The sequence below is a fragment of the Rugamonas sp. GW822-FHT03B10 genome (genome assembly GCF_058801745.1).
On sequence record NZ_JBXANP010000010.1, the window covers coordinates 115,923 to 127,418 of the forward strand.

The following is an 11,496-nucleotide window of genomic DNA, read 5'->3' on the forward strand; positions in this document are numbered from 1 at the left end:
ACCGAGGTTAGTCACCATGAACGCCGTTACCGCACCTTCCCTGATGGGCGCCGCCCCGCCGGCTGCCGCCAGCACCGCGCCGCAAACCCTGCTCGACCTGATGTACGACGGCTTCTATGCGCTATTCATGCTCAAGAACGGCAACGGGCCGCAGCAGAACGCCGAATTCGCACAGAAGATGACCACGTTCCTCGACGATTTCGGCCGCAACGCCCGCAAGCAAGGCGCCTCGCCGGACGACGTCGACGCCGCCAAATACGCGTTCTGCGCGGCCGTCGACGAGATCGTGCTGCGCTCGTCGTTCGCGATCCGCGACGCCTGGGAACGGCGCCCGCTGCAACTGGCCCTGTTCGGCGAACAGCTCGCCGGGGAGAATTTCTTCAACCGGCTGGAAACGCTGCGCGCGCGCGGCAGCGTGCACGTGCAGGCGCTCGAGGTCTACCATATGTGCCTGCTGCTGGGCTTCCAGGGCCGCTACATCCTCGAAGGTTCCGAGAAGCTGAGCTACCTGACCGCGCGCCTGGGCCAGGAGATCGCCCACATGAAGGGCAAGCGCGGCGGCTTCGCGCCACACGCCGAGCGGCCCGACCAGATCGTCCACAAGCTGCGCAGCGATTTGCCGCTGTGGGTCCTGTGCTCGGTGTTCGGCCTGATCTGCGTGCTGGGCTACCTCGGCCTGCGCACCTCGCTGCAGCGCGGCACCGAACAGCGGGTGGCGGCCTATAACGACGTCGTCAAGCTGGCGCCGCGCCAGGCCAACCTCACCATCACCCTGCCCTGATGGACATCGCCGCACTGATCCCCCCCGGCCTGTTCGGCACCGGCTTGAGCCAGCACGCGCGGCTGCTGACGCTGGCCAGCGCGCAGGACGCGTCGCTGCCGCAAGCGCTGATGGCCGAGCGCTTCTCGGGCCGCGAAGCGGTCAACGAACTGTATGCGTTTGAAGTCGACGCGCTCAGCACCTCCACCGACCTGAACCTGAACCAGTTCATCGGCGAGGAGCTGACGGTGACGCTGCTGCTGGTGGACGGCAGCCGGCGCGCCTGGCACGGCATCTGCACCGAGGCGGCCTGGCTGGGCGCCGACGGCGGCACCGCGCGCTACCGGCTGCTGCTAGAACCGGCGCTGGCACTGCTGCGGCTGCGCCGCGACAGCTACATCTTCCAGGACAAGAACGCGCAGGACATCGTCACCGAACTGCTGGCCGACTACCCGCAACTTCGCTTCGAATTCGACGTCACGCAAGCGCTGGCGCCGCGCGCCATCTGCACCCAGTACCGCGAAAGCGACCTGGAATTCTTCCAGCGCCTGCTGGCCTCCGAGGGCCTGAGCTGGCGCTTCGAACACGACCAGCCCGACCAACAAAGCCCGGATGGACAGGCCAGACACCGCCTCGTCATCTTCGACAGCAAAGCCAGGGCGCCCGACATGCCGGGCGACGCCGAGCTGCGCTTCCACGGCGTGCGCGCCACCGACAGTGCCGACGCAATCGACCAGTTTGCGGCGCGGCGCCAGCTCCAGCCCAACGCAGTCAGCATCAGCAGCTGGGATCCGGCGCAGTTGCTGGCGCCCGGCGCCGAGCAATGGTCGTCGCTGGACGCGGGCGAGCTGCCGCCATTGGCCGTGCATGACGGCGGCGGCGAACGCATCGCCAGCGCCACCGGCGAGCCTGACCTGACCAGCCAGTTGATGCTGCAGGCGCTGGAGCTCGACAACAAGGTGTTCGAGGGCGAAGGCTCGGTGCGTCAGCTGGCGCCCGGCCACGCCTTCGCGTTGACCCAACATGAGCGCTACGCCGACGACAACCGCTTCACCGTGCTGTGGGTGCGGCATGAGGCGCGCAACAACTTCAAGTCCGAGGTCAGGGGTGCGGCGGCGACTATCGAAGCCGGCACCTACCGCAACGCCTTCGGCTGCGTGCGCGAAGCAGTGGCCATCGTGCCGCGCGCGATCGCCGCGCCGCAAGCGGCCACCGCGCTCGGGCCGCAGACCGCCATCGTGGTCGGCATCGCCGACAGCGTCGCCACCACCACGCGCGACCACCAGGTGCGCATCCAGTTCGCCTGGCAGCGCGGCCAGGGCGCCAACGCCGGCGGCATCGCGCACGACACCGACGCCACAGGCAACGCGCCGGGCGACGACAGCAGCGGCACCTGGGTGCGGGTGGCCGAGGCGCTGGCCGGGCCCAACTGGGGCTCGCAATTCACGCCCCGCATCGGCACCGAGGTGCTGGTCGACTTCATCGACAACGACATGGACCGCCCGCTGGTGGTGGCGCAGCTGTACACGGGATCGGACCAGCCGCCGTACGCGGCCGGTGTCGATTCCGGCGTCAACCACGCGGGCGCGCTGTCCGGCATCCACAGCCACAACTTCGACGGCGGCGGCTACAACCAGTGGCAGCTGGACGACACGCCGGGCCAGGTACGCACACGGCTGGCCACCAGCAGCGCCGCCACCCAGCTCAATCTGGGCTACCTGATCCAGCAAGCGGCCGGCAGCGCGCAGCGCGGCGCCTATCGCGGCAGCGGCTTCGAACTGCGCACCGACGCCTGGGCCGTGGTGCGCGGCGGCGCCGGCGTGCTGCTGACCACCAGCGCCCGCGCCGCACAAGGCAGCGGCGTGGCCTCGACCCAGATGGACGCGGCGGAAGCCGTACGTTCGCTGCAAGCGGCGCGGGAACTGGGCAAGGCACTGGGCGACGTCGCCACCAAGCAGCAGGCCATGACCAGCGCGGAGGCGGCCAAGGCGCAGCAGGCGCTCCTGTCGCGCATCGATCCCAAGGACCAGGGCAAGCATGACGGCGCCGTCAACGGCCAGGAAGCCAGCAAGGCGCAGAGCGGCACGCGCACGCTGGACGCCGCGCAGCCGGTGGAGAAATTCGCCGACCCGCTGGTGCTGATGGACGCGCCGGCGAGCATCAACTGGGCCACGCCGGCATCGACGGTGCTATTCGCGGGCGAGCAGCTGCACTGGACCACCCAAGGTGATGTGCACATGACGGCGGCGTACACGCTATCGTCGGTGGCGGCCAACGCGGCCGGCTACTTCAGCCACAGCGGCGGCATCCAGGCGATCGCCGCCAACGGGCCGGTGTCATTGCAGGCGCACACCGACCAGCTGGAGATTTTGGCCGACAAGTCGATCAAGGTCATCTCGGTCAACGACAGCATCGAGATCAAGGCCAACCAGAAGATCGTGCTGCAGGCCGGCCAGTCGTCGATCACGCTGGAAGGCGGCGATATTACCTTCGCTTGTCCGGGCAATTTCACGGTCAAGGGCGGGCAGCATGTGTTTGAAAGTGCCGGCCGCCAGACAGCCAACATAGCTCCGCTCCCTAGCGCGCTGACGACGCAAACGGACTGGATTGCGCTGCACTATCTCGAACCAGAAACCGCGCTCGGTATCGCCGAAGCGGAGTACGAAATTCATTTCGAGGGCGGTTCAGTCGTCAATGGCAAGTTGGACGGCCAGGGGAAGGCCCGTCACGACAACGTGGAACACAAACCGGTGAAGAAAGTCATCTATAAACCGCGCACGCCGGAAAAGGAAAAGCCGGCCTCGCCGCTGGAGGATTTGAGCAATGCCTAAGGCATCGATACAAGGGACGCCGCATGGCTGATATCAATTCGACCCAATTGCGGGATGCGCTGGCGTGGATGACCAACGACCAGCAGAAAGCCGAGGAGCCCAGCACCAATCCTTTCGAGTGGTTTTGGGAAGCGATGCAAGGCGATTTCAACGAGGAACGCTCAACGGGACAACTGGTGATCGATGCAGCCATTTCGATGATCCCGCTGGTCGACCAGGTGTGCGACGTGCGCGACCTCATCGCAAACTGCAACAAGCTGCGCAAGGACATCAAGGATACCTGGGCCTGGGTGGCCCTGGCGTTGACCTTGATCGGTCTGTTCCCCACTTTAGGTTCGCTGGTCAAAGGTGTATTGAAGATATTCTTCGGCTTTGTCCGGCGCATGGGTGGCGACGCCACGATCCGAGCGGTCGAGTTGGCGATGACTTGGGTGATCACATTCCTTCGGCGACGCGACGTGCAAAAGTATCTGCGCCTGCATAAGGTGGACGAGGTATTCAAATGGCTGGCGGTCGAAATCAAGGCCCTGCGCGGCAAAGTCAATGTCGGCGCGCTGCTCCAGGCTTTCGACCGCGGCATCAAGGTGCTGGAAGATATGGTGAACAAGGTATCGTATATCCCGAAAATAGGCGCAAAGGCAAAGGCTTGCCTTGAGGAAGTACGTAACATTCGCCACGTCGCGGATCAATATCTCGGTAAGGCACTGCGCCCGGTGCAGGATATTCTGGACACCATCGTCATGCGCCTGGAGCGCGAATCGATGGAGCGCCAGCGTGGCATCCTAAACGCCAACAATATTCACTATCGAGGCGCGCTCCCCGAGGCATCGGCAGTAACTTTGATGCGCAATGCTGAACCACCGCCATCTTGGCTAAGCAAAGGCAAGACCCTCGAATTTCCTCCGCTCAACCCCGAAGACTATGAAGGTTTTGTCGCCGACAACGTCAAATTAGGCTGGCCACCGTTGAGCAAACAAAACATTGAATCCTTTGCGACCTTGGCTGAAATCGAGATCAGGGGTCCAGCACGCCTATACCGCATTCTCGCCCCCAACAGCCGCGCCATGAGCGACTGCTGGGTAACAGAAGAAGTGTTCAAACGGCTGCAGGCCCAGGTAGATCCAAGGGCAGCATGGCGCCGCCATCTGGCAGTTTGGCCGGACTGGAACGTCAATGGTCAATTCGTCGTGTACGATATCAAACCGGGCGAGAGCCTGAAAGCATGGCACGGTGAAGCCTCGACCCAATTGAAGCAAAGTCTCCCTAACCACCATCTGGAAGGAGGTTGGGAGCAAATCGTCTTCAACGTACCCCGTGGCGATCGGCGCAACGACGCAATGCGCTATTACACGCTCAACGGAGGCAAGGCTAGTCGCTTGCAGAACGCTATCACCCAAGAACAATACTTCCAGCTGAGCAGGGAGGAACAACGACGTTATGTCGGCCTGCGCGAGGCGATCAATCACCCCAATATCAGCGGCCCTTTCGATACCGGTTGGGGCTACACGGACTTTGGTGGCGCTGGTTTGGGCGAGCGTATCGGCCTGCCTTCACTGCCGGGACAAACTACTAAACTGGTCAATTAATCATGCAGAACGCTCCATTCCAAATTAGTACCACCCAAAAAATACAGGTATCCCTGCTTTACCACTTTGCATCGCTCGAGTATTTGAAAGGGCTGCACCAGCGGATCCTGGCATTGATGGCATCCATCGACCCGACGCTCGATCTTGCGAAGCTGCAGAATCGCGATGCGCTGCTCACCGACAAACGCTGGGGCGCGCGTAACACCTCTGGAAACTGGGCTAACTATGGCTGGCCATTTTTGGCTGACTTTGAGCTGTCCATCGCTACAGACATCGCTAAGCGAACATTTGAGGCCTATTCAGTGACAGGCGCAAATCAATGTGGACGTGGGCTGGCAGAGCTGTCGCTGGACTGGATGACACCAGACGAACAGGATGACTTCGAATCCCGCTTCGAGCAAATCTCTCTCTACGCCGGAAATATTGACCAAACCATGTACCAGCACGGAATCAGCAGCCGTTGGAACGATTTCAGACTGACATGCCACTATCTCAAATTTTCTCAGGTGTTGACGAACGCTCCCTTACTCCGACTGCGCGACGATATTACAGGGGAAAGCGGCGCAGTACCCGCACGTACCGGCGTGTATTTGCCGGTGGACGATCCACATGGCACCCCCCAGTTTTGCTGGACGGGTACACCCGCAGGTGAACTACTGGAGTGCAATACATTCAACGACCTGGGACTCGAAGCCTTAGCAGCGGTGGGTCGCAGCGACCTCTGGATCAATAACAATCGCATGCACGCCTTTGTGCAAAACCATCTAAACGACTCGCGGCTAACGAAGGATCCTTTCTTCACGAAGAGCGCATCCAAAGTTGACTTGACCCCAAGCTTAGTTGCACGCAACGCTTTCACTAGCCGGCCGTGCAGTTGGCTCTACGTCGAACAGGTTCATGGCGAGGCGATGGACTGGTCGGAAAACAATGTCCTGCCATCGTTTCCCATTGGGCAGCAACGTATCCAAGGGGGATCTGTCTGCTTGCAACCTGGCTACTATTTCACTCCCGCAAAGCGCGGCTCGCGCCGTTATTTCGCTAAGGATGAAATGATGCCAAACATCGAGGGCGACTATGGAGCAACCATCTGGCAATGGGACACAAATCAAACGCAATCGCGTTAGACGGGCGCTCACAGATCAAGGTCGAAGACACCGATGACAATTTGTCTTTTGATGCGACGTGGCGCTTGCTTTTGCGTGGAGACTCAACTCAAGACGTTGCTGAGCAGACGCTTACATTCGCGATCCGCGACGCCTGGGAACGGCGCCCGCTGCAGCTGGCCCTGTTCGGCGAACAGCTGGCCGGCGAAAACTTCTTCCACCGGCTGGAAGCGCTGCGCGCGCGCGGCAGCGTGCACGTGCAGCTCGAAGGCACCACAAATAACCATGGAGACGTTGGATGATAGCTTTGCTGTCGATACAACCTGGCGCCTGCTGTGGCCAGATGACCGCTACAGCGACGGCACGATCCCAGAAGAAGAGGCGTACTACCGCTTTAACATGCCAGCAGCGCTGCCGAAGGAGCATCCCGCAATTACAGAAACAGGGCAGTTGGTCTGGGCAGAGAGTGGAAGCATCGCACGCGCTAGCGGAAAATGGCTGGTTGAGACTTATCTGCAAGCAAGTGTCACGTTGCAAAAAGGTGATCAACTGCCACTCCATCAAGGCCGCGAAGTGCGCTGGGTTCTAGCCGAAGACTGACGCGCCCCAAACGGAGGGGATCAGCGGCTCTTCAAACTCGACGCCAACGGGCAAATCCGTCATGGCAAGGGCGCATGTTTAGTCACTAATCTCGAATGCTCGAGCTTAAAGAATTAGGCGAGAACGACATCAGCGGCGGCACCTGGGTGCGGGTGGCCGAAGCGCTGGCCGGGCCGAACTGGGGCTCGCAATTCACGCCCCGCATCGGCACCGAAGTGCCGGTCGACTTCATCGACAACGACATGGACCGCCCGCTGGTGGTGGCGCAGCTGTACACCGGATCGGACCAGCCGCCGTATGCGGCCGGCGTCGACTCCGGCGTCAACCACGCGGGCACGCTGTCCGATGAACTCAATAGTGCTTTCGGGATTCCAGTCAAGAAAAAGAAAGGCAACGCTCTGCGTTGATGCGATGAATGATGAAGAAAATTTTGAAATCCACGCTGTCAATCTGGCTCCTCTTGGGCGCGAGCACTGCCTGCGATGCCCGCGCCCCCGACAGTGAGCCAGAAGACTCAGTATATCTAGCCTCGCAGCACATCCCTGTCAGCGGCAAACTGGCCATGGCGCGACGTGTGCGTGACCGGGACGGCGAGCATATCCTGGCTTTGAGCCGAAAAGCTGGCCCTTCGCCTTCTAATCCAAAATCGGGCCGAATCGAACATATTGAACTGCACGCGGTCTATTACTCGCAACGACAAAGCAGTTGGAGCGAAGAATGGACCGTGTATGATTTTGTCGAATGCCCCGGTCTCGACGCTGCTGCGGACTTCTTCACGGCAGCTGTCAGCATTAGCGATGTCAACGGCGACGGAAAAGCTGAAATAACTATCCCTTACAAACTATTCTGTGGGGGTGGGATTGATCCATACACTGTAAAAGTAATAATGCGGGACGGATCGCTCAAACTCGCAATTCGTGGCGAATCAGAGCTGAAAATTCAAGGAGCAGATCCAATCGGCGGTGAGCATCAGCTCGACAAACCGCTCTTGCTGCCTAGATACTCAGCGTATAAGCGGCACATGGAACAAATATGGAAGAAGGTGTCGTTTGATTCACGCAAATGAGCGGCAGTTGCGATACTAGTCAATTGGTCCGGATAGAGAGCGGACGCAATGCACGGTCCGCGAGAATGGCAGGTCAAGTCTGATGAGCACCCGTCGGACTGCGTGCCACGACAGCTTGTCAGGTCAGTATATTGCCAGTCGATTTGATTGCGATGCCCCATGCAACGCCTGCCCCGGAAACAATTTGATTTAACTCAAGAGCTTTGTGTTAGTGCCCAAATGACGGACCTGACACTTTGGATGTGCTTTGGATGTATTCAGGAGTCTGCTTTGCGGATTATGTCAACAGTAAGTAGGCTGCCGAGCCTTATTGCGCTTGCATTCCCACTTATGGTGTCTGCGGCCGCCCCTGCCGGCAATCCGATGGCGTTCCAGCTTGAACGAAAAGAGACTATTTGCATCGGAAAAAACAAGAGCCACGCTGGGCCAAGGTGCGACCAGGTGATTGAGGAAAAATCCCTCGACAAGCTGACTAAACAGATTCTGAACCGAAGCGACCAAGTCGTGCCTATCTTTTCACAGCCGGCAAGAGATCACCAACACCTCGTCTTCATCAGCCGAGTTCCATCCAAGATGACACAATCTGCCAGTTACTGCGGCGCCGGGCACGAAGACCATTTGGTGCTACTTGAATATGATGGAAAAAGAGTGTCCATGCAAGATGACTTTCTCCTGCAAAGCTGCTTGAAGTCCATTGCACTCGACACTGAAGCTGGCGATGACATCTCAAAGGCTCTGACCATTAATCTGCAAAAATATTCGATCAAGTTCCGATGGTTGACGAATCCCGACGACAAGGACCATGCCATCAGTATTTCAGATGGAAAATTCAAATTGGACTAACGGCTATATGTACACATAGCCACGGTGTCCCCGGGAAGCGAGAACGTGCGACTGCGTGTCGGGGCTGTCATTCGTAGTGGTTTCGAGTTGATCTGACACATCCCAGTATGACGTGTGGTACAGCCCATCTGCCTTACAATGACAAGCTGGCAGTGCATGCCCGTATCCGCCCCCACTTTACAAAGAATTCTTCATGGCACACATCCCCGAGGCCCTGCTTGGTCTGGGCAAGCTCAGCGACGCAAATTGCGACGTCACCGTCGCCACCCGCGAGCACATCAGTTCTCCGCTCCATACGCACCCAACGACCAACTACGTGACAGTCAGCGAAGGAACGCTCTACCTGACCCTGGATGGCGCCGAGCGGCCGGTGCGGCCCGGCGAATGGTGCGTGATTCCCGCCGGCGCCGAGCATGCGGAGCGCTTCACCGACAAGACTTCGGTCATCGTGTTCTGGGTCAAGGACGCCGCAGCCAGCGGACCGCGCTAGCGCCCCCTCCCCGTTTGCGGCCCGCGCCGTCCTATCCCGAAAGGCAGACGTACCATGAGCTTCCCTGATTTCTTCGACCAGGCCCCCACCATCACCGTGCATGACGGCCTGGCCGAGTTGCTCGGTGCTTGCACCGACGGCATGATCACCTACCGCTATATCGACGCCGTCAAGCTGGCCGGGCACTCGTGCCCGACGGTTGCCGGCGCCTACCTCATGACGCGGCGTGCCTTGAGCGCGTTGTACCCCGACGGTACCCCGGAGCGCGGCGCGCTGCGGGTGCGCTTCGCGGCGGCGCAGGACGAAGGCGTGAGCGGCGTCATCGGCAGCGTCGTCGGCCTGATCACGGGCGCGGCGGGCATCGGCGGCTTCAAGGGTATCGGCGGCCATTTCCAGCGCCAGCATCTGCTGCAATTTGCCACCGGCGACGAGGGCGAGGTGGTGTTCGAACGTGGCGACAACGGTGCGGCTGTCCGGCTCAGCATGCACATGCACCGGGTTCCGGCCGACCCGGGCATGAGTGTCCTGTTGAGGAAGATTCTCGACGGCCTCGCCACGCCGGACGACCGGCGCGCATTCGCCGCCTTGTGGCAGGGTCGCGTCAAGCGCATCCTGATCGATCATGCGGACGACCCTGATTTGTTCGCCGTCACCCCCGTCGCGCCACCGGCGGCGCAGTGACGGCATGAACGGGCAGCGCAGTCCATCGGCAACACCGGCGTACGCCGGGCTGGACCAGCTCTTGACGGCCGTCCGTCAATGCCGCGCCTGCGAAGCCCACCTTCCGCTCGGGCCCCGGCCCGTGTTGCAGGCCGGCGCATCGGCGCGCATCCTCATCGTGGGACAGGCGCCCGGCGCGCGCGTGCACGCCTCGGGCATCCCGTGGGATGACCCGAGCGGCGAGCGCCTGCGCCGGTGGCTGGGTCTCGATGCGACCGCCTTTTATGACGCCTCGACCATTGCGATCATCCCGATGGGGTATTGTTATCCGGGCCGGGGAAACAGCGGCGACCTGCCGCCGCGGCGGGAATGCGCGACGCTGTGGCTCGATCAGCTGTTGGCGGCCCTGCCCGCGATAGAACTGACCCTGCTGATCGGCCTGCATGCGCAACGGCATTTTCTGGGCAATCGCCGCAAGTCTTCATTGACGGAGACGGTGCGGGCTTGGCGCGAGTTCGGCCCGCGCTACCTGCCGTTGCCCCATCCCTCGCCGCGCAACACACCGTGGTTCCAGCGCCACCCCTGGTTCGAGGGCGAACTGTTGCCCACGCTGCGCGAACGGATCGCATCGCTTACTGCAACCTGACCACGTCCGCGCATGCGATGCGCATGGAAATGGGCTCAGCCTTGCCGCAGCCGCAATAACGCGTCTCGCAACACCAGTGCCTGATTGTGTTCCGGGTCCTTCGCGCCATACACCAGCGTAATGGGCTGGCCAGCGGCGTCGGCCAGCAGGCTGCGCATGCGCGCCAATTGTTCGTCGGTTTGCAATTCGGCCAGATAGCGTTGCTGGAACTCTTCCCAACGCTGCGGATCGTGGCCGAACCATTTGCGCAACGCGTCGCTCGGCGCGACCTCACGCAGCCACTGCGCCAATGCGAGTGTCTCCCGGCTGCGCCCGCGTGGCCAGACGCGATCGACCAGCACCCGGTAGCCGTCGTCCGGGCTGGGGTCGTCATATGCCCGCTTGATCACGATGGTCGGCGGCTTATGCTTGAGTCCTGGACGATCATTCAACATAATCCGCTCCGCCCCAATGGTGACCATCTCATTAACGGCTTCCCGCAGGCCGCCGTCATTGCACGTGGGCGGCACCGGGCCGCCCGCACATCACACCACTTTCTTGACGAACTCCGACTTCAGGCTCATGGCGCCGAAACCGTCGATCTTGCAGTCGATGTCGTGGTCGCTGTCCACCAGGCGGATGTTCTTGACCTTGGTGCCAACCTTGACGGTGCCGCCGCCGCCCTTCAATTTCAGATCCTTGATGACGGTGACGGTGTCGCCATCCTGCAGGACGTTGCCGACGGCGTCGCGGTACACCTTGGCGCCTTCCTCAGCCACCTCGGCCGCTTGCGCGCTCCACTCGTGCGCGCATTCCGGGCACACGTACTGGCCGCCGTCCTCGTAGGTGAATTCGGAATGGCATTTGGGGCATGGAGGTAAGGCGCTCATCGTATTTTTCCTGAAGAATGGGGCAACTGCGTGGGCAACTGC

General features: G+C 61.2%; 12 protein-coding genes and 2 pseudogenes. 12 read left to right on the top strand and 2 right to left on the bottom strand.

Annotated features, from left to right (window positions below; all coding sequences use genetic code 11):
• Window positions 1–16 precede the first annotated feature (16 nt).
• From icmH to AC1RQG_RS17430, 12 genes and pseudogenes are all read left to right on the top strand, one after another.
• Window positions 17–781 (top strand): type IVB secretion system protein IcmH/DotU, encoded by a 765-nt coding sequence (gene icmH, locus AC1RQG_RS17375; protein WP_493133267.1) that lies wholly within the window; start codon window positions 17–19, stop codon window positions 779–781.
• Window positions 781–3,591, top strand: a complete 2,811-nt coding sequence (locus AC1RQG_RS17380) for a type VI secretion system Vgr family protein (protein ID WP_493133268.1) — start codon at window positions 781–783, stop codon at window positions 3,589–3,591. Before icmH ends, AC1RQG_RS17380 begins: the two co-directional genes overlap by 1 nt.
• A 23-nt stretch (window positions 3,592–3,614) precedes the next feature.
• On the top strand, window positions 3,615–5,177 hold the full coding sequence (locus AC1RQG_RS17385) for a hypothetical protein (RefSeq protein WP_493133269.1): 1,563 nt from the start codon (window positions 3,615–3,617) through the stop codon (window positions 5,175–5,177).
• Between the two features lie 2 nt (window positions 5,178–5,179).
• On the top strand, window positions 5,180–6,301 hold the full coding sequence (locus AC1RQG_RS17390; protein WP_493133270.1) for a hypothetical protein: 1,122 nt from the start codon (window positions 5,180–5,182) through the stop codon (window positions 6,299–6,301).
• A 116-nt stretch (window positions 6,302–6,417) separates the two neighbouring features.
• A pseudogene (locus AC1RQG_RS17395) lies at window positions 6,418–6,543 on the top strand (DotU family type IV/VI secretion system protein); the annotation flags it as partial.
• Between the two features lie 22 nt (window positions 6,544–6,565).
• Window positions 6,566–6,880, top strand: coding sequence for an Imm72 family immunity protein (locus tag AC1RQG_RS17400; RefSeq protein WP_493133271.1), 315 nt, complete (start codon window positions 6,566–6,568; stop codon window positions 6,878–6,880).
• Window positions 6,881–7,005: 125 nt separating this feature from the next.
• A pseudogene (locus AC1RQG_RS17405) lies at window positions 7,006–7,224 on the top strand (phage baseplate assembly protein V); the annotation flags it as partial.
• Between the two features lie 74 nt (window positions 7,225–7,298).
• Window positions 7,299–7,946 (top strand): M949_RS01915 family surface polysaccharide biosynthesis protein, encoded by a 648-nt coding sequence (locus AC1RQG_RS17410; protein ID WP_493133333.1) that lies wholly within the window; start codon window positions 7,299–7,301, stop codon window positions 7,944–7,946.
• Window positions 7,947–8,105: 159 nt separating this feature from the next.
• Window positions 8,106–8,789: a hypothetical protein gene (locus AC1RQG_RS17415; protein WP_493133272.1), complete on the top strand. Its 684-nt coding sequence runs from the start codon at window positions 8,106–8,108 to the stop codon at window positions 8,787–8,789.
• A gap of 193 nt (window positions 8,790–8,982) precedes the next feature.
• A complete protein-coding gene (locus AC1RQG_RS17420; RefSeq protein ID WP_493133273.1) occupies window positions 8,983–9,279 on the top strand; it encodes a cupin domain-containing protein in 297 nt (98 codons plus the stop codon).
• Between the two features lie 54 nt (window positions 9,280–9,333).
• Window positions 9,334–9,960: an FmdE family protein gene (locus tag AC1RQG_RS17425; protein WP_493133274.1), complete on the top strand. Its 627-nt coding sequence runs from the start codon at window positions 9,334–9,336 to the stop codon at window positions 9,958–9,960.
• Between the two features lie 4 nt (window positions 9,961–9,964).
• On the top strand, window positions 9,965–10,585 hold the full coding sequence (locus AC1RQG_RS17430; protein ID WP_493133275.1) for a uracil-DNA glycosylase family protein: 621 nt from the start codon (window positions 9,965–9,967) through the stop codon (window positions 10,583–10,585).
• A gap of 35 nt (window positions 10,586–10,620) precedes the next feature.
• Here AC1RQG_RS17430 and AC1RQG_RS17435 read toward each other — a convergent pair whose 3' ends face one another.
• Window positions 10,621–11,019, bottom strand: a complete 399-nt coding sequence (locus tag AC1RQG_RS17435) for a DUF488 domain-containing protein (RefSeq protein ID WP_493133276.1) — start codon at window positions 11,017–11,019, stop codon at window positions 10,621–10,623.
• Between the two features lie 90 nt (window positions 11,020–11,109).
• On the bottom strand, window positions 11,110–11,454 hold the full coding sequence (locus AC1RQG_RS17440; RefSeq protein ID WP_493133277.1) for a zinc ribbon domain-containing protein YjdM: 345 nt from the start codon (window positions 11,452–11,454) through the stop codon (window positions 11,110–11,112).
• Window positions 11,455–11,496: the final 42 nt, after the last annotated feature.